The sequence below is a fragment of the Glaciecola sp. 1036 genome, from assembly GCF_050306235.1.
In the GTDB taxonomy this organism is placed as follows: domain Bacteria; phylum Pseudomonadota; class Gammaproteobacteria; order Enterobacterales; family Alteromonadaceae; genus Glaciecola.
Window position 1 is genome coordinate 24931 of sequence record NZ_JBLWFH010000004.1, and the last position, 17849, is coordinate 42779.

18 protein-coding genes are annotated in these 17849 nt (G+C 40.7%); 3 read left to right on the top strand and 15 right to left on the bottom strand.

Annotated features, from left to right (window positions below; genetic code table 11):
- Positions 1–4: 4 nt before the first annotated feature.
- From ACNKW3_RS07240 to lpxD, 10 genes are all read right to left on the bottom strand, one after another.
- Positions 5–505, bottom strand: a complete 501-nt coding sequence (locus ACNKW3_RS07240; protein WP_427398622.1) for a phosphatidylglycerophosphatase A family protein — start codon at positions 503–505, stop codon at positions 5–7.
- Between the two features lie 9 nt (positions 506–514).
- Positions 515–1483, bottom strand: a complete 969-nt coding sequence (gene thiL, locus ACNKW3_RS07245; RefSeq protein ID WP_427398623.1) for a thiamine-phosphate kinase — start codon at positions 1481–1483, stop codon at positions 515–517.
- A 2-nt stretch (positions 1484–1485) separates the two neighbouring features.
- The gene (gene nusB, locus ACNKW3_RS07250; RefSeq protein WP_427398624.1) at positions 1486–1908 is read right to left on the bottom strand and encodes a transcription antitermination factor NusB; all 423 of its coding nucleotides are present in this window, start codon (positions 1906–1908) and stop codon (positions 1486–1488) included.
- The gene (gene ribH, locus ACNKW3_RS07255) at positions 1908–2384 is read right to left on the bottom strand and encodes a 6,7-dimethyl-8-ribityllumazine synthase (RefSeq protein ID WP_427398625.1); all 477 of its coding nucleotides are present in this window, start codon (positions 2382–2384) and stop codon (positions 1908–1910) included. The genes nusB and ribH overlap by 1 nt, the downstream gene beginning before the upstream one ends.
- A gap of 269 nt (positions 2385–2653) precedes the next feature.
- Positions 2654–3754: a bifunctional 3,4-dihydroxy-2-butanone-4-phosphate synthase/GTP cyclohydrolase II gene (gene ribBA, locus ACNKW3_RS07260; protein WP_427398626.1), complete on the bottom strand. Its 1101-nt coding sequence runs from the start codon at positions 3752–3754 to the stop codon at positions 2654–2656.
- Positions 3755–3763: 9 nt separating this feature from the next.
- Entirely contained in the window at positions 3764–4423 is a 660-nt protein-coding gene (locus ACNKW3_RS07265; RefSeq protein WP_427398627.1) for a riboflavin synthase, read from the bottom strand.
- Positions 4423–5547 carry a bifunctional diaminohydroxyphosphoribosylaminopyrimidine deaminase/5-amino-6-(5-phosphoribosylamino)uracil reductase RibD gene (ribD, locus tag ACNKW3_RS07270; RefSeq protein WP_427398628.1) on the bottom strand — a complete coding sequence of 375 codons (1125 nt, stop codon included), beginning with the start codon at positions 5545–5547 and terminating at the stop codon, positions 4423–4425. Before ribD ends, ACNKW3_RS07265 begins: the two co-directional genes overlap by 1 nt.
- A 5-nt stretch (positions 5548–5552) precedes the next feature.
- On the bottom strand, positions 5553–6005 hold the full coding sequence (nrdR, locus tag ACNKW3_RS07275; RefSeq protein WP_427398629.1) for a transcriptional regulator NrdR: 453 nt from the start codon (positions 6003–6005) through the stop codon (positions 5553–5555).
- Between the two features lie 97 nt (positions 6006–6102).
- The gene (gene glyA / locus ACNKW3_RS07280) at positions 6103–7359 is read right to left on the bottom strand and encodes a serine hydroxymethyltransferase (protein WP_427398630.1); all 1257 of its coding nucleotides are present in this window, start codon (positions 7357–7359) and stop codon (positions 6103–6105) included.
- 138 nt (positions 7360–7497) lie between these two features.
- Positions 7498–8508: a UDP-3-O-(3-hydroxymyristoyl)glucosamine N-acyltransferase gene (gene lpxD / locus ACNKW3_RS07285; protein ID WP_427398631.1), complete on the bottom strand. Its 1011-nt coding sequence runs from the start codon at positions 8506–8508 to the stop codon at positions 7498–7500.
- Positions 8509–8639: 131 nt separating this feature from the next.
- Between lpxD and ettA the strand changes: the two genes are divergently transcribed.
- Positions 8640–10307, top strand: a complete 1668-nt coding sequence (ettA, locus tag ACNKW3_RS07290; protein WP_427398632.1) for an energy-dependent translational throttle protein EttA — start codon at positions 8640–8642, stop codon at positions 10305–10307.
- On the opposite strand, the gene radA is transcribed toward ettA, so the two are convergent.
- A complete protein-coding gene (radA, locus tag ACNKW3_RS07295) occupies positions 10304–11668 on the bottom strand; it encodes a DNA repair protein RadA (protein WP_427398633.1) in 1365 nt (454 codons plus the stop codon). The genes ettA and radA overlap by 4 nt on opposite strands.
- Positions 11669–11849: 181 nt before the next feature.
- Between radA and ACNKW3_RS07300 the strand changes: the two genes are divergently transcribed.
- Positions 11850–14291 (top strand): PilZ domain-containing protein, encoded by a 2442-nt coding sequence (locus ACNKW3_RS07300; RefSeq protein ID WP_427398634.1) that lies wholly within the window; start codon positions 11850–11852, stop codon positions 14289–14291.
- A gap of 10 nt (positions 14292–14301) precedes the next feature.
- Here the strand turns inward: ACNKW3_RS07300 and serB are convergent, their stop codons facing one another.
- Positions 14302–15327 carry a phosphoserine phosphatase SerB gene (gene serB, locus ACNKW3_RS07305; RefSeq protein WP_427398635.1) on the bottom strand — a complete coding sequence of 342 codons (1026 nt, stop codon included), beginning with the start codon at positions 15325–15327 and terminating at the stop codon, positions 14302–14304.
- Positions 15328–15469: 142 nt separating this feature from the next.
- On the opposite strand from serB, the gene ACNKW3_RS07310 reads away from it, so the two are divergent.
- Positions 15470–16057, top strand: a complete 588-nt coding sequence (locus ACNKW3_RS07310) for an AhpA/YtjB family protein (protein WP_427398636.1) — start codon at positions 15470–15472, stop codon at positions 16055–16057.
- Here ACNKW3_RS07310 and ACNKW3_RS07315 read toward each other — a convergent pair.
- The 3 genes from ACNKW3_RS07315 to pdxH are packed head-to-tail and all read right to left on the bottom strand — an operon-like array spanning position 16027 to position 17846.
- Positions 16027–16809: a TatD family hydrolase gene (locus tag ACNKW3_RS07315; RefSeq protein ID WP_427398637.1), complete on the bottom strand. Its 783-nt coding sequence runs from the start codon at positions 16807–16809 to the stop codon at positions 16027–16029. The two genes, ACNKW3_RS07310 and ACNKW3_RS07315, sit on opposite strands and share 31 nt — an antisense overlap.
- Before the next feature lie 8 nt (positions 16810–16817).
- Entirely contained in the window at positions 16818–17180 is a 363-nt protein-coding gene (locus ACNKW3_RS07320; protein ID WP_427398638.1) for an MmcQ/YjbR family DNA-binding protein, read from the bottom strand.
- Between the two features lie 24 nt (positions 17181–17204).
- Positions 17205–17846 (bottom strand): pyridoxamine 5'-phosphate oxidase, encoded by a 642-nt coding sequence (pdxH, locus tag ACNKW3_RS07325; RefSeq protein WP_427398639.1) that lies wholly within the window; start codon positions 17844–17846, stop codon positions 17205–17207.
- Positions 17847–17849 lie beyond the last annotated feature (3 nt).

Here is a 17849-nt window from a genome sequence, read left to right on the forward strand (position 1 = left end):
TTGATTACACAAAGAACTTTTCTGTAATGGGGCTTTGAATAAGGCCTTGCATAATGACACAAGCAAGCAAGCCCGCGACTACATCATCTAACATTATCCCTAAACCACCATCGACTTTTTTGTCGAATAAACGAATGGGCCAGGGTTTTAAAATGTCAAAAAGGCGAAAAAGTATGAAGCCAATTAACAGTGATTTCCAATTGATAGGAACAAACAAAAAGGTAACAAACATACCCGCAATTTCATCCCAGACAATTGAACCATGGTCATGAACGCCCATATCCACAGCTGTTTTATCGCAAATATAGATACCAATCACAATAGATAGTAGGGTTACTACTACAAAAATACTTACTGGCATAAATGCCATGGCAATTAGAAAAGGAATCGCTGCTAGTGATCCGAAGGTGCCTGGCATTAAAGGGATTAAACCAGAGCCCATACCCAATGCAAAAAAGTGCTGAGGATTTTTTAAAGACACTTTTTGACGTAATAATTTGTCCATAATGCACTTTTAAAAATGATTGTATCCGGATTTTGATGGCAATTCGTAAGCTTGGCCATTTAGGCGTAATTCCATTCGCTCTTTAGCACCAGTTACTTGTCCAATACAAGTACAAGGAATATTGTAGCTAGCCATAGCCGTTTCTATACTTACTCTATGCTCTTCAGATACCGTAAACAAGAGTTCATAATCGTCACCACCTGTGCAAGCATATTTCAATGCTTCATCTAGGTTATCAATAGATGTTCCTAGTGCTGGAGATATTGGCAACTGGTCTAATTCTATAACCACGCCCGCTTCTGACGCTGTAATAATATGTTGCATGTCTTGTAACAAGCCATCTGAGACATCCAAACAAGAAGTCGCTAATCTTCGTAACGCCGTACCTGCAAGCACTCTCGGCGTTGGAAAAAGGTGTCGATTAATTAGAAACTCTCGGTGCCCTTGGTTTTCTATATTGATTTTGTTTGTCAGCACATCCAAACCCGCAGCTGCATCACCGAGTGTACCAGTAACAAACACCCAATCACCTTTTTGCGCACCCGACCGCCTCAAGATACTATCAGGTGGAACGAACCCTTGAGCGGTAATTGTAATGGCTAGTTTACCTTTAACAGTATCGCCACCAATAAGTTGTACAGAAAAATATTCGCACAGCTGTTTCAGCTTATTGGAGAACTTATCTAACCATACTTCATCAGCTTCAGGTATAGATAGAGACAAATTTATCCATGATGGCTCGGCCCCCATAGCAGCAAGGTCACTCAAATTCGTAGCTAAGGATTTATGCGCTATTGCTTCAGGACTAGAACCGGGTAAAAAATGCACGCTTTCCAGCAGTGTATCAGTGGTGGTTACTAAATACTGACCTTCTGGAATTTGGGTCACTGCCGCATCGTCGCCAATACCGACAATAACATCTTTACGTGAATAAGAAGGAGATTTAAAAAAATCTCGGATCAAACTAAATTCATTCAAAACTAGTTTCTTTCGTGTTTTCTTAACGTTTTAACTGCTTTATCAAGAGCGCCATTAATAAACTTATGACTCTCTTCCGCTCCAAAAGTTTTGGCCAACTCTATTGCTTCGTTGATCACAACCTTGAAAGGAATATCGACACGAGATTGCAATTCATAAATTGAGATGCGTAAAATTGTTTTTTCAATAGGATCAAGTTCTTCTGGTAATCTACCAAGATAAGGTTTCATTACTGTGTCTAATTCAGTAACGTTTTTTGACACACCTTGTAAAAGCTCTTGGAAATATTCCATATCCACTTTTGTCATGTCATTAGATGTTGCGGTATAAAGCTCGATTTGCTTTATATCATTGCCAGACATTAGCCAGCTGTACAACGCCTGTACAGCTAACTCTCTAGCTTTTTTTCTAGCGCTAGGCTTCACTAAAATGCCTCATCTATTGCTGACATTACGTTAACCATCTCAAGTGCTGTATGAGCAGCTTCTGCACCTTTATTACCGGCTTTTGTTCCCGAACGCTCAATCGCTTGTTCAATGCTATCAGTAGTGATCACACCAAAAGCAACAGGAATAGTTGCTTCCATAGCTACTTGCGCTAGGCCTTTATTACACTCTCCGGCAACGAAGTCGAAATGCGGAGTCCCACCACGAATGACAGCGCCTAATGCAATCACCGCATCAAATTTTCCAGTTGCCACTAATTTTTTAGCCACTACAGGTAATTCGTAAGCGCCAGGCACGCGTACCAAAGTGATATCGTCTGGATTTACTTCTCCGTGACGCTCAAGAGTATCAAGCGCACCATCAACCAAACTTTCAACCACAAAACTGTTGAAACGTGCTACAACGACGGCAAATTTTTTGCCCGTGGCACGAATATTACCTTCGATTACATTCATTTATTTGACTCCTAGTGAAAATCGGCGCGAAGTATAGCACAAACAAGTAATTTTTAAGATGTTTTTTCACGGCTTATGATTTCATGCCTACTTTAATCCGACATTGCAAAATTATAGAAGGCGCTTCTCAATTGAAAGACGCTGTGAACCCATCCATGGGCGCTCTACGAAATCATCCATGATTTCGAAGCTTTCAATTGAGAAGCGCCTTCTATAACCACAAAATCTACTTAGCTCGAAGATGTCCAAAACCTTGTTAAGTACTAGGTTTACTCGCTTACGTATTCAACCACTTCCAAGCCAAAGCCTGATAGTGCACTGTATTTTACTGGTTTACTTAACAAGCGCATTTTTTTAATGCCAAGTGACGCCAAGATTTGACTACCAACCCCCACGGTTCGTGAAGATCCTTGCCATTCTTTTCCGATAGAGGAAATGCCTTTATCTTCAGCTTCAAATTGTTTTACTCGCGATTCAATATCTTCTTGTTTGCCAAGAAGAACTAAAACCCCGCCTTCATCATTAATGCGTTGCATGGCATTCTGTAACGACATAGAACGATTAATAGAACGGGTAGAACCCAATAGGTCACTTAAGGTATTTTGCAAATGTACGCGCACTAGTGTGGGTTGTTCGGGGTCGATATCCCCTTTCTTCAATGCAAAATGGATTTGATTATCGATGACATCTTTGTAAGTAATGAGCTCAAACTCACCGAAAGTGGTTGGCAATGCACAGGTTGCAACCTTTTCTATAGTCGTTTCGTTTAAATTACGATATTCGATGAGATCTGCGATAGTTCCAAGTTTAATACCGTGCTTTTCAGCGAACTTTTCTAACTCGGGACGACGAGCCATAGTGCCGTCTTCGTTCAAAACCTCTACGATAACCGCTGCCGGCTCGCATCCCGCTAAGCGGGCAAGGTCAATTCCAGCCTCTGTATGACCTGCGCGATTTAAAACGCCACCATCTTTAGCTACTAGGGGGAAAATATGACCAGGTTGCACAATATCTTCAGCCACCGCATCTTTATTCACTGCTGCTAATATAGTGGTAGCTCTATCGGCAGCAGAAATACCTGTGGATACACCTTTAGCAGCTTCAATTGATACAGTAAAAGCAGTTGAAAACTGCGCACCATTTTTATCCACCATTAAGGGAAGATTTAATCGCTGGCATTTTTCCCTAGTCATTGGCAAACAGACTAAGCCTTTAGCATGAGTAACCATAAAGTTAATATCTTCTGGCGTGACAAATTCAGCGGCCATAATAATATCACCTTCATTTTCACGATCCTCGTCATCCATAAGGATGACCATTTTGCCTTGTTTGATGTCTTCGATTATTTCAGCGGTTGAATGTATGCTCATTTTTTTCTCTTATTTTAAATACCCATGTTCTGCCAAAAAGCTAAGACTAATATCCTGTTTTGTCTCTTCTGCCGCTTTATCACCTAGCATTAAACGCTCTAAATATCGCGCGATTAAATCTACTTCTAAATTCACTTTAGTACCGGATTTATAACTACCGATTATTGTTTCTTGTAATGTATGCGGAATCAACCACAGCATAAAACTCGCACCTTTAACCTGATTAACCGTGAGGCTAACGCCGTCCACAGTAATAGATCCTTTGTGCGCTATATATTTTGCTAAATCATCTGGCGCCTTTACCCAAATTTCCACGTAGCGAGTATGATTAGTGACTGAAATAACCTCGCCCACCCCATCAACGTGACCGGAAACTATATGCCCACCAAATCGAGTATCAGCACGCATTGCTTTTTCAAGATTGACTGAGCTTCCGGTTGTATAGTTTGCAAAGCCGGTATGGCGAATGGTTTCTTCAGAAACATCTGCCGCATAAACATTTTTACCCAAGTTTACCACGGTTAAACAAACACCATTGGTGGCTATACTATCGCCCAATTTTACATCAGAAAAATCCAATGTGTTGGACTCTACTTCCAACCTAATGTCCTGACCTTTTTGTGCTAGCGTTTTAATAGTACCTTTAGCTTCTATAATACCGGTAAACATTATGCTTTATCCTGCGAAAAAAGAATTTCTAATTTAACATCATTACCAATGCGGCTGATATTCGATATTGGGGCGTTTACAGCATTTTGCAAATCGGTTATTTCATCCATTATCAGCAAATCATGCCCTTTATCACCTAATATCATTGGCGCTTGATAAATGATCAATCGATCAACTAACTGCTGTTGAATCAGAGCCCCACACAAATTTGCACCAGCTTCGACCCAAAGGTGATTTATTTGCTGTTCACAACACAGGTTTTTAAGTACGGCTTTAAGATCAACATATTGCCCATCTTTTTCTACTTGTATTTGTCGAGTAGTTGATTGATTTAGTTGAAGATTTCTTGTCAAATTATACACCAGATTAGGATGCCCATCGAGAAACAATCCAAACTGGTCCGTCAATTGATTTTTACCGTCAATGATGACTCTAAGAGGCTGTTGTTGCCTATATTCGAAACTGCTTTGGATAGCTTGGGGGAGCTCTTCGGTTCGCACGTTTAAACGAGGGTTATCAGAGATTACAGTGCCCGAGCCCGTTAGAATTGCACAGGCTTTAGCACGTTCAATTTGCACATCTCGTCTTGATTGGGCGGATGTGATCCATTTACTTTTACCATTCGCTAATGCTGTTTTACCGTCTAAACTACAAGCCAATTTGACGGTTACATATGGTCTTTGACCTTGCATGCGCTTAAAGAAACCAAGATTTAGCAGGTTTGCGTCTTGTTCTAAAACGCCCAAAGTGACTTCAATACCAGCGCTTTTAAGCATACTGATACCATTGCCGGCAACCAAAGGATTTGGATCTTGGCAAGCAATAACTACGCGTTTTATTTTGGCTTTTATTAAGGCGGTTGCGCACGCCCCTGTACGACCAATATGAGAACAAGGCTCTAATGTGACATAAGCAGTGCTACCTTCGGCCTCACTACCAGCCTGTTTTAGAGCGTGGATTTCGGCATGGGCTTCACCCGATTTTTGATGGTATCCTTGCCCTACTACTTCCCCTTGTGCATTCACAATAACACAACCAACATTGGGATTTGGTGTAGTAGAAAAACACCCTTTTGACGCAAGTTTTATGGCTTTCGCCATGAAGCTCTCATCTTGCCCTAACATAGTTTTTAATCATCGCCTAGTTTAGCTATTTCTTCGCCAAATTCTTTAATATCTTCAAATGACCGATATACAGAAGCAAATCTAACATAAGCAACCTTATCCAAGGTTTTTAAGTGCTGCATTATCAATTCACCGACCAACTCACTGGTCACTTCCCTTTCACCTGTGGCTCTTAGGGAAGATTTGATCTTATCAATGCTTTGTTCAATTGCTTCGGTACTGACAGGACGTTTTTCCAATGAACGGCGTAGTCCGGCCCTTAGTTTATCTTCGTTAAAAGGCTCTCGACTTTTATCTCGTTTTATAATCCATGGCATGACTAATTCTGCAATTTCAAAAGTAGTAAATCTTTCATTGCAAAATGTACATTGTCGTCGACGCCTTACTTGAGCGCCATCTGACACCAATCTGGAATCAATCACTTTAGTTTCTTGTTTTCTACAGAATGGGCAAAACATTTCATCTCCTTGGCTATTTAAGCCCTGAGAACAAAAAGCTGGATTGGATCCAGCTTTTTCTTGTTAACTTTATTAGGTTAATCTTAACCAAAATAAGTTATCCATATACTGGGAATGATGCGCAAAGGCTTACAACTTCACCCTTTACTCGCTCGATAACACTTTCGTCACCCATGTTATCTAAAATATCACAGATCCAACTAGCAACTTGTTTAGCTTCTGTTTCACCGAAGCCGCGACGAGTAATCGCTGGCGTACCTATACGTAACCCACTTGTGACAAATGGAGAACGAGGATCATTAGGCACTGAGTTTTTGTTAACGGTAATATTAGCACTGCCAAGTGCCGCGTCTGCATCTTTACCTGTTATGTCTTTATCGATGAGGTCAAGTAAGAAAAGATGGTTTTCAGTACCATTTGATACGACTTTATAGCCTCTTTCTTGAATAATCGACACCATAGCTTTGGCATTTTTTAGTACCTGAGCCTGATACACTTTAAAGTCATCAGACAGAGCTTCTTTAAATGCTACCGCTTTTGCAGCAATAACGTGACACAATGGTCCACCTTGGTTACCTGGGAATACAGAACTATTCAATTTTTTGTAAATAGTTTCATCGCCACATGCGCTGATAATTAAACCGCCGCGTGGACCTGCTAATGTTTTATGGGTAGTGGTAGTTACTACATGCGCGTGTGGTACAGGGCTTGGATATAAACCAGCAGCAACTAAGCCAGCAACGTGTGCCATGTCCACCAGCAAATAAGCTCCAACTTTGTCCGCTATTTCTCTAAACTTTGCCCAATCAACAATGCCCGAATAAGCTGAAAAACCGCCTATTATCATTTTAGGCTTATGTTCAAGTGCCAATGCTTCCACTTGGTCGTAATCAATAATGCCAGTTTCTGGGTGAATGCCATATTGAACTGCGTGATATGTCTTACCAGAAAAGTTCACGTGAGAACCGTGGGTCAAATGACCACCGTCTGCCAAGCTCATGCCTAGGACTGTATCATTAGCATCTAATAGAGCCATGAAAACTGCTGCATTGGCCTGAGAACCTGAATGCGGTTGAACATTAGCATAGTCAGCCCCAAATAATTTTTTTGCACGTTCTATCGCCAACTCTTCAGCAACATCTACATGTTCACAACCGCCATAGTAGCGTTTACCTGGGTAACCTTCAGCATATTTATTCGTTAATTGAGACCCCTGAGCTTCAAGAACACGAGGACTACAATAGTTTTCAGACGCTATCAATTCGATGTGGTGTTCTTGACGTTGCTTTTCTTTTTCCATTGCACTGGCTAGTTCTGGATCGAACTCTTCGATGGTCATTTTACTTGATAACATAGGGTCTCCTCGAAACAAACGGCTTTTTGGGCATACTTCATACTAAAAAATCGCGGGTATTGTAGCCCAAATAAGATAATTGTATAGAGTCAGAACTGAATAACTTAAGCAAAATTGTTCAGTCTTAAATACATTCTTTTACTCGCCCTTTTCGAGATTTTTTACGCGATCAAATAATTTGTCGATATTTCTCATTCTTACGGTGTTTCTCTGCCAGTCCTTACTTGGCAAAGCCGGCATGCCCGAAGAATAGCTCCCAGACTGGGTAATACTTTTTGTTACCATGGTAAAGCCGGTTATTTGCACTTTATCTGTAATGCTTAAATGCCCAGCAATGCCGCAATGGCCGCCAATAACCACATAATTGCCGATGGTGACACTTCCTGCAATGCCCACACTGCCGCAAATACAAGAATGATTACCAACTACCACGTTATGGGCAATTTGAACATGGTTATCAATAATACAGTTTTTACCGATAACGGTATCGTCTAACGCTCCTCTGTCAATACAAGTACCAGCGCCTATTTCAGTATCATCACCAATTCTCACACCACCGGTTTGTGGAATTTTGACCCAAACACCTTTGTCATTCGCGTATCCAAAACCGTCTGAACCTATATTAGTGCCACTGTGCACGGATACGTTGTTCCCAAGGTGTACTCCGTGGTAGATGGTCACATTAGGTTTTAGAGATACAGCTTTACCCAATATAGAATTTTTACCAATGTAACAACCTGCGCTAATCACACTATTGTCGCCAATCACAGCACCGTCACTAACGGTTACATGAGGTCCAATATGGACATTCTCACCAATTGTCGCTAAGGGTGAAATATCGGCCAAGTCAGATATACCACCATTAGGCACAGGTGTGGTATCTAATAATTGCGCAGCAAGAGCAAATCCAACATAAGGGTTTTGATGCACTATCTTGTTGCCAGCAAAGTTCTGAGCGTCTTTTGCAGAAAGTATGACACATCCTGCTGCACTGTCTTTTAGATCACTGGTATATTTACTGTTTGATAAAAAAGACATTTGATTTTCATTAGCACTGGCTAAGGTCGCCATGCTTGTAATTTGTTTAGATCCATCGCCATCTACGTCGCCGCCTATTTTTTCGGCAATCTGATTAATGGTATATGTCATTCAACAACCCTTAGATTAAAAAATTCGAATTTTTATACGGTTAATATGGGGATATTAGCACAATTTTCTATGACTAATTTTGCCTAACTGTTTACAATACGCAGTAATTTTTAGCTATCAAAAGATTTCACATGGCCCAATACGTTTATTCAATGCATAGAGTGGGTAAAATTGTCCCACCGAATCGTCAAATTTTAAAAAATATCAGCTTAAGCTTTTTCCCAGGTGCGAAAATCGGTGTTCTTGGTTTAAACGGTGCTGGTAAATCAACCTTACTTCGAATTATGGCTGGCGTTGATACTGAAATAGAGGGTGAAGCTAGGCCCCAGCCCGGACTTAAAATTGGTTATTTGCCCCAAGAGCCTAAATTGGATGAAAGCAAAGATGTACGAGGCAACATAGAAGAGGCGGTGGCAGATGTTGTTGATGCGTTAGCCAGAATCGATCAAGTTTATGCAGCCTATGCAGAACCTGATGCAGATTTTGATGCTTTGGCCAAAGAACAAGGTGAATTAGAAGCCATTATCCAAAGTAAAGACGGTCATAACTTAGACAATGCACTTGAGCGGGCTGCAGATGCGTTAAGATTGCCGCCTTGGGATGCGGATGTTACTAAGTTATCGGGTGGCGAAAGAAGACGGGTGGCTTTGTGCAAACTATTGTTAGAAAAGCCAGAAATGCTTTTACTGGATGAGCCGACCAACCACCTTGACGCAGAGTCAGTAGCTTGGTTAGAACGTTTCTTACACGACTATGAAGGCACTGTGGTCGCCATTACCCATGATAGATATTTCTTGGATAATGTAGCTGGTTGGATCTTGGAACTAGACAGAGGTGAAGGTATCCCTTGGGAAGGTAACTACTCTAGCTGGCTAGAACAAAAAGATAAACGTTTAGAGCAAGAAGAACGCTCAGAAAACGCTCGTCAAAAGTCGATTAAGCAAGAATTAGAATGGGTACGTTCAAATCCCAAAGGTCGTCAAGCAAAAAGTAAAGCGCGTATGGCCAGATTTGAAGAGCTCAATACTTCTGATTATCAAAAACGTAATGAAACAAACGAGTTATTCATTCCACCAGGTGAACGCTTAGGTGACAAAGTAATTGAAGTTGAAAATCTTTGTAAATCATACGGCGATAGACTACTCATTGATGATTTATCATTCAAAGTACCCAAGGGAGCTATCGTAGGTATCATCGGACCAAACGGTGCGGGTAAATCAACGCTGTTTAGAATGCTTACCGGTATTGAACAGCCCGACAGCGGTAAAATTGACATCGGCGATACCGTAAAAATTGCCAGTGTTGATCAATTTAGAGATCATATGGATGGCAACAAAACCGTATGGCAAGAATTGTCTGATGGTTTAGATTTAGTCAAGATTGGTAATTTTGAGTTAAACAGCCGAGCTTATTGCAGTCGATTTAACTTTAAAGGAACCGATCAGCAAAAATTCATCAAAGATCTGTCCGGCGGGGAGCGTAACCGTGTGCACTTGGCTAAGTTATTGAAAGCGGGAGGCAACGTATTACTGCTGGATGAACCGACCAACGACCTAGATGTTGAAACCTTGCGTGCTCTTGAAAATGCTCTACTTGAATTCCCTGGATGCGCCATGGTTATATCCCACGACCGTTGGTTCCTAGACCGAGTAGCGACACACATTATGGATTATCGCGATGAAGGTAAAATCAACTTCTATGAAGGTAACTACAACGAATACGAAAGCTGGTTAAAAGAAAACTTTGGTCAAGACGTTGTAGAACCTCATCGTTTAAAATATAAAAAAATGTCCGACTAAATAGCTTCCAAAGCATCAACTAGCCTAACCACGGGGATTACCTCAATCCCCTCGATAGGCTTTTTCGGTGCATTAGCTTTCGGCACTATTGCTTTAGTAAAACCATGCTTTGCCGCTTCGCTAATTCGATCTGAACCATGAGGTACAGGTCTTATTTCACCTGACAAGCCTACTTCTCCAAAAGCTATTAACCCTTGTGGCAGTACGTTGTTGCGAAAACTTGAAAGCATTGCCAGTAGCAGTGCCAAGTCAGCACTGGTTTCTGTCACTTTAACGCCCCCAACGACATTCACAAACACATCTTGATCGTGCATTTGAATACCACCATGTCTATGCACCACGGCCAGCAGCATCGCCAAACGATTATGGTCGAGCCCGACTGCCACTCGTCTGGGATTTGATAACTGCGAATGGTCTACCAAGGCTTGAATTTCTACTAGTAGTGGTCGCGTACCTTCCCATACTGACATTACAATACTGCCAGCAGATGGCTGTTGTTGGCGATTTAAAAAGATGGCTGAAGGATTGGAGACTTCCTTCATCCCTTTTTCGGTCATGCCGAATACCCCGAGTTCATTGATTGCCCCGAAGCGATTTTTAGTCCCCCTAAGAGTACGGAAACGTCCGTCACTTTCCCCCTCTAGCATCATGGAACAATCGATGCAGTGCTCTAGTACTTTAGGGCCTGCCAAACTGCCGTCTTTGGTAACATGGCCAACAATAAACATCGCAATATGATGTTGTTTGGCAAAACGTGTTAGCGTAGCTGCGCATTCACGTACTTGTGTAACTCCTCCCGGAGCTGAGGGAATATCAGCCATGTTCATAACTTGAATAGAGTCGATAACCATTACTTTGGGTTTATGCTCTAAGGCCAAATGGCAGATGGTATCAACATTAGTTTCAGCTAACAGTTTCAGCTTGTCGTCAGGTAATTGTAAGCGTTTTGCTCGCATAGCGACTTGTTGCAGCGATTCTTCCCCTGTGACATAAAGAACAGAACCTTGTTCGGCTAAAAAGCACATAACTTGTAATAAAAGCGTCGATTTACCTGCGCCTGGAGACCCACCAATCAACATTGCAGCTCCCGGCACTATGCCACCTCCTAGGACACGATCTAACTCCTTAAAACCAGAGGTAAACCTAGGTAGCGCAGCGAGATCAATATCTTGAAGAATTTCAACTTTTGCAGTTGTCGCCCCTGCAAATCCGGAATAACCAGCAGAACGCGCTTCTTTGGCTGTTTGCACCACAAATTCATTTAGGGTATTCCATTCCCCACAATCTTTACATTGTCCTTGCCAACGCACGTGCTCAGCACCGCATTGATTACATACATAAGCGATTTTTTTCTTTGCCATTATTTTTCTTTTAATTTGTTTTTCAGACCAATCTTATTGTAAGTTGACTCAATAATTCAGCAAAACCTGCTGTTTGTTGCATTATTTGTTGCGTTGCGAACCACAATGATCAAAGTTATCAGTAGTTTTTCCGATATATAAAGAAGAATGGAAAATTGTGTTAATCAAGCTGCAGACAAAAATGACACCAGACCTATCACCTTATCGTGAAATTATTAACTCTTTAGCGCCTCTAGTAAACCACAGCTCTTTTAACAAGGCGTTCAAAGAGCGCACGCACAATGTAGCAAACGAGCTGAAATTTCTATTAAAAATGGAAATTAAGCGTCTTGCGAAACCATGCATAAGATCTATTGATTTACGCTCAAAGGTCAATGATGAATGCAGAAATTTTAATTACCAAGGCATTCCTCATTATCTTCATGTTAACGGAATTTTAGAGTTTGAGAAACTGGTAAAACGATACGGTGAATACACCTTTGGTGTTTATGAAGGCGTTATAAATTTTGCAGAAGATGAAAAACGTCGTCAAGAATTAGTCAAAATGCAGCCTGTCATGTTAAATGATACACAGCTTGAAATTCCAGATGACAAATACATTACACCTTGTCAGGAATTATTGAATTACCCTGTACGTAAAGAAGAACGTTTAAATTACGTTGTTGCTGTAGAAGTTTTCTTTGACGACAACAGCAGTGCAATGGCCAGCACCTTAGATATTTCCATAAACGGACTAAAAATTCGATTTAAAGATCCATTGGCACTGGAAAAAGTGAAAGTGTCCGCACCAGTGTTCGTGGTTTTCAGAGGATTAGATAGATCCACTGGTATCGCAAAAGACAGTGTTGAATACCAAATTTTAGGCTTATCAGACAATGGCGCTAAAACCTGTGTGCATCTTATGCGTCCTAATATCAACAATAATAATCTGTTTAATGACTTTGTGCACACCTTGATTAAATTGCAAAAGCGCCGTTATAAAGTAAATTTAGACAATGTTGAAATGGCCCTTTCGAGCAAGGTATATGAACAGAGCTTTGGCAGTAACCTGACTGCATTACCTGTGTTCGTTAAAAAAGATGATTTGGGGCTTTTGCAAGCCTGTTATATTAGTTCAAACGGTTGTTCAAAAAAAATATCAGACTATTGGTTAGATGAGAACCAGCAGCAAATGCTAGGTTATTTGGTGAATCCAGAGCGTATTCAACGATTAATGCAGTCAAATGCAGCTTTGCCACAGACCATAGTGTATAGCTTTCACCATATCAAAAATGACAAGATTTATTTTTATTCAGCTTCACTTCAAGAGCTGAAAGAGCAACCCAAACTGGCAGAAACCTTTTTAAGTTATGCGTCTAGACGTGTGAGCTGGCGTGTTTTTCATCTCAGTTACAGCGACGTTAACAGTCAACATGCTTATTGCCCAACTTCTATCCCTGATGGCATAAGTAAACAAGTTGACAAACTTAACAAACCTCTAGCACCGCGTTTGGTAGGAAAGGTTAAAGACATCTCCGGAATGGTGTTAATTACGGATATCACTCACCAGCATGCTCAAGAAATTTACCAGCGTCGGGATTTGGATGAAAAAAGTATTCGTTTACTTAAATATTTTGGGCACGCCCGTAATAAACCTCCCTATCCCGTTGAAACTTTCCGCCATAAGCAGCAAGAGCTTCGTCGTCAAACCCGTTACGTTTTGAGGACACCTGTTATTGTAAAAACCCAGCATGGCACCTTTAAAGGATTTACTGAAGATTTTTCCGTTAGTGGTTTACGCATTGAATTGGATGCGGAATTCCAACAGCGAGTGCATAGCAAGGTAAATGTGAGTTTTCCAAACTTAACTGCGGTTCCAGAAGGGTTTAATTTGCATGATTTAACTTATCGAGTGAAACATGTAAATTCAGAAAAATTGGTTTTACATTTACACGCTGAGTCTGATGATGAAACCAATGATGCGGAAGAGTTTTTTAGTCAGTTAATTAGCGCTAATCAAAAGAAACTACAAGCATTGCAAGATGAAGAAAAAGTCCCAGGGATGAGCATAGCGCTGCGTAATCTTCACATGAAATCAACACCTCAAGTATGTGTCTACGTGGAGAAAAAGCAAAATGGTTTTGTACCGGCCATGGCCACAACAAACCAAGTGCGTGCCGAATGGATGACTTTTTTACATCATAATGCCAATTTGGTATCGCTTAATTTGTCTTTTCTATTTCAAGATGACGACCAAAGTACGGCCTTTATTCGACAGTCTATAAAAATGATGGCGATAGATCCTAGACCCGTTACTACCGAACTTTATGTTGCTTTTGATCCTGAAGAAAAGCGCAAAGAATTGCAGGTAAGCGCCAAATGGTCTTACCAATTAAGTACCCATAGAGCAAAACGGTCTTTTATAAAACAAGCACAACAGAGCGGCAGGTTTTTTTGCTTTTCTATCACAGTAAATAAAGCCCTTCGTCCTGACATGGAAATGTTGGAACAAGAATTATTTTATTTGTCTCAACATGCGATCCACAAAGCAACACATTTTGAAGAGCGCATGTGGGATATAGCGGCGACTATATTTATTACCGATATAACCAATGAAGTAGAATTCAGATATAAATTGGGTTGAATGAAACCTCTTACTTCATCATATAGAGCAGGCTTTCAAAATTCGTCACATTGATAGCTGCATCAGCGGCCTCTTGCACCGCAGGTTTGGCTCTAAATGCGACGCCAAGACCAGCTTCACCCATCATGACTAGATCGTTTGCGCCATCTCCAATTGCCACACTTTGTCGTTTTGGAAAATCATATTCTTGTGTCAGGTTAACCAGAATATCTGCTTTGCGCTGAGCATCGACAATTTGACCAATAACCTTACCGGTAAGTTTACCATCTTCAACTTCTAACAGATTACTGAACGCATGATCAAGGTTTGCAACATCTCTCACATAATCGGCAAAGAAGGTAAAACCGCCAGAGGCTAAAACAAGCTTCCAACCGTGCTGTTTGAGTATTTGCATAGTCGCCAAAAAATTCTGATTTATGGGCAAACGATGGCGAATGAGATTTAGTTTGTTGAGTTCTACCCCTTGCAAACAAGCAACCCTATATTTAAGGGAATCAGTAAAAGCAATTTCCCCTCGCATAGCTTGTTCAGTAACTTCAGCCACTTTATCTTTGACACCTGCCAAGCCCGCAATTTCATCTATACATTCAATTTCAATAATGGTGGAATCCATATCCATCACCAAAATACCTGGGCTGGTTAAACAGACCTCTGATTGGTTAAAAATATCCATATGATACTTAGCCCCTAACCCAATGAGCCGAATATTACTCAACTCATTCACTTCAGTTAGAAGTTCACACAAAACCACCTGCTGTCCAAATTGCATATTAAATGGATGATGGAAGAGTCTCACATTGTCTATTTTGAGATCACGCATCAGCTGGCAGATAACCCATAGATTAATACCTTGACCGACCAATACGAGTACTTGGTGTTCGGATTTCGGCGCCGGAAGCAATTCTTCAGAGCTATGAAAACTAGCGCCATCAAATTCCACATGAAGGCTTTGCTTATTGTTCAAAAAATCACATGAGGCCAAGCTTGAGGTTACATCGGGAAGATCTAAGTCTGACAAGGAAAATACAGATTCCATAATAAAAATAAAATGACTAGGATTTAAATTACCGCCATATTACCTAATTCGTCTTAAGTGTAAACCAAAAGACTTGGCAAATATGCTGTTTTCCTCTAATGTCATGAGAAGAAACTGGACGTAAATGTTATAAAACATCTGTATGCAGCATCAAAAACAACAAAATTTTGCCATTTTTAAACGCATATCTACCGCGATTATTTTTATCTGCGCAGGGATTTTAGCGGTAAATTTATGGTTGATGCACAGCGTAAATGCCCAGCAATGGTATCAGATAGAATCCGAACAATTAGGTCGAGGTTTAACTCGGCAGGCTGCAAAAATGGTCGCTGTTCCCATGGAAAACAAACAAGACGATCTATTGACTTACTATGTTGAAGTGATTAATCAAGGTCGCTTTGTAGAAGGCGCGGTCATCTTTAACAAATTAGGCGAACGCATTAATCAACCATTAGGCATGATGTCGGTGGTTGATATTATCAGTAAGAAAAACACGGCTCCGTTAGTGTTTGTTGAAGACATTGTTGATAGTAATAATCAAGTAATCGGCTATATCAAACTGATTTTGAATCGGGAAGAAGTTACTCAGCACCACAGAAACTTCAGTCAGGGACAGCTTTCGCAAACAGCTGTGATCATAGTGCTAACGGTCATTTTATCTATATTATTAACCCGCTTGTTTTACAAATTTCGCTATCGTCATTTAATTGGGGATGAAAAAGTTCTCTGATAATTTTCCGTGCTGATGTTTTTAATGGTTTTGCTATCAATGTGTAGCAGGTCAGATAATGCATCAACAATTAAGGGTAATCTTTCTGGCGTATTACGCTGCCCCTGAAAACCAAAAATGGGCATATCAGGCGCATCGGTTTCTAATACCAAATGTTGGATGCCGACCTTAGCTATCGCTTGTCTGGTTTTTTTTGCCCGCGCATAAGTAATAGTCCCACCAACCCCTAAAACAAAGCCTAAATCAAGGTAAGTTTTTGCTATTTCGTAACTTCCCGAAAATGCATGAATACTGCCGCCGAGGCTAAATCGAGTTGATTTTAATACTTGAATTAGTTCGTTATGGCTTTGCCTATGATGAAGTACAAGAGGCTTATTGAAGGTTTTTGCAATAGCAATTTGCGCTTCCAACAATTCAATTTGTTCGACCATGGGCACATCAATTACCGCATCTAAACCTGTTTCACCTATAGCCACTATTTGATTTACATGTTGGCTTACTTTCTCTGCTAACGAGGTTATTTTGTTTTTGCTATCCACGGGTGCATGCTGACGAAGAAAGTAAGGGTGTAAACCAAAACAAATATCAAGCTCTGGATAAATTGCTTGTAGGTCAAGTAACGTATCGAATTGCCAGAGGTGTAAGCCAGGCACCAAAAGCTTACTGACTGCCAAGCTTTTAGCTTTGTTGAGCACTTCGGCTCTATCGGTATCAAATGCAGGTAAATCTATGTGGCAATGGCTATCTATCATATTGTAGACTAGTCGCATTGCCGCAATATGTAATCTCGTAACTCTTTTTTAAGTGTTTTTGCTACAAGCAAAAAAGAGTTATCAATCATTCGCTCAATCTCACCTGGCGGCAAACTAGCATCTAACTCCACAGTGTTCCAATGCTTCTTATTCATATGGTAGCCAGGCTTGATTGCGGCAAAAATATCTCGAAGTTGGATCGCTTCAAGAGGATCGCATTTTAGATTAATAAAGTATTTACCTTCTCTACGAGATACTAGCGCAAACATTTTACCCTGTACTTTGAACACCTTTACCTCAGGGCCGAATGGATAGTCCTCTACTACCTCGGGTTTTTCTTTTATATATTCGATGAAGTGAGTTAATTCCATTTTAGACAACAGAACATTGAGTTTTTAGGGCATTAATCGATGATAACGCCAGTTTCCGTCTGTTTGCAAATTGTATTCAAATCTATCATGCAAACGATGCTCTCCGCCTTGCCAAAACTCGATTTGATGAGGTTTAACCAAGTATCCGCCCCAAAAATCAGGCAGTGGAATTTCACCCTTAGCAAATTTTTCTTTCATTTGAAAAAATTGCGTCATTAATAACTCTCGCGTTGAAATAGGTTGGCTCTGCTGACTGGCCCATGCACCTAATTGCGAGTCTCTAGGGCGAGATAGAAAATATTTTAAGACTTGGCTACGGGATAACTTTTCTGCAGTACCGCATACCTTTACTTGGCGCTCCAGAATGTACCAAGGGAAATGCAAAGATATTTTAGCGTTTGATTTCAGATCTTGCGCTTTTTTTGAGCCTAGGTTGGTATAAAAAACAAAGCCTTGTTCGGATACATCTTTAAGCAACACAATTCTTTGGCTTGGCTGTCCATCCGCATCTACAGTAGCTACTGTCATTGCATTGGGATCTGGTAACTCTGATTCAATAGCCTGATGTAGCCACTGTTTAAATAAATCAATGGGGTCATCTGTTAATTCAGATTCTTGTAAGCGCCCAAGTTTATATTCTTTACGAAAATCCTGTAGCGGTTTCATGAC

Excerpts from the sequence above, each read along its gene's own strand:
- lpxD (WP_427398631.1), bottom strand. The coding sequence starts at position 8,508 with ATGACATATACCATTAATCAGATTGCCGAAAAAATAGGCGGCGACGTA.
- ACNKW3_RS07315 (WP_427398637.1), bottom strand. The coding sequence starts at position 16,809 with ATGATAGATAGCCATTGCCACATAGATTTACCTGCATTTGATACCGAT.
- ACNKW3_RS07320 (WP_427398638.1), bottom strand. The coding sequence starts at position 17,180 with ATGGAATTAACTCACTTCATCGAATATATAAAAGAAAAACCCGAGGTA.
- ettA (WP_427398632.1), top strand. The coding sequence starts at position 8,640 with ATGGCCCAATACGTTTATTCAATGCATAGAGTGGGTAAAATTGTCCCA.
- glyA (WP_427398630.1), bottom strand. The coding sequence starts at position 7,359 with ATGTTATCAAGTAAAATGACCATCGAAGAGTTCGATCCAGAACTAGCC.
- ACNKW3_RS07300 (WP_427398634.1), top strand. The coding sequence starts at position 11,850 with ATGACACCAGACCTATCACCTTATCGTGAAATTATTAACTCTTTAGCG.
- ACNKW3_RS07265 (WP_427398627.1), bottom strand. The coding sequence starts at position 4,423 with ATGTTTACCGGTATTATAGAAGCTAAAGGTACTATTAAAACGCTAGCA.
- radA (WP_427398633.1), bottom strand. The coding sequence starts at position 11,668 with ATGGCAAAGAAAAAAATCGCTTATGTATGTAATCAATGCGGTGCTGAG.
- ribD (WP_427398628.1), bottom strand. The coding sequence starts at position 5,547 with ATGTTAGGGCAAGATGAGAGCTTCATGGCGAAAGCCATAAAACTTGCG.
- ribBA (WP_427398626.1), bottom strand. The coding sequence starts at position 3,754 with ATGAGCATACATTCAACCGCTGAAATAATCGAAGACATCAAACAAGGC.
- ribH (WP_427398625.1), bottom strand. The coding sequence starts at position 2,384 with ATGAATGTAATCGAAGGTAATATTCGTGCCACGGGCAAAAAATTTGCC.
- serB (WP_427398635.1), bottom strand. The coding sequence starts at position 15,327 with ATGGAATCTGTATTTTCCTTGTCAGACTTAGATCTTCCCGATGTAACC.
- pdxH (WP_427398639.1), bottom strand. The coding sequence starts at position 17,846 with ATGAAACCGCTACAGGATTTTCGTAAAGAATATAAACTTGGGCGCTTA.
- ACNKW3_RS07310 (WP_427398636.1), top strand. The coding sequence starts at position 15,470 with ATGCAGCATCAAAAACAACAAAATTTTGCCATTTTTAAACGCATATCT.
- nrdR (WP_427398629.1), bottom strand. The coding sequence starts at position 6,005 with ATGTTTTGCCCATTCTGTAGAAAACAAGAAACTAAAGTGATTGATTCC.
- ACNKW3_RS07240 (WP_427398622.1), bottom strand. The coding sequence starts at position 505 with ATGGACAAATTATTACGTCAAAAAGTGTCTTTAAAAAATCCTCAGCAC.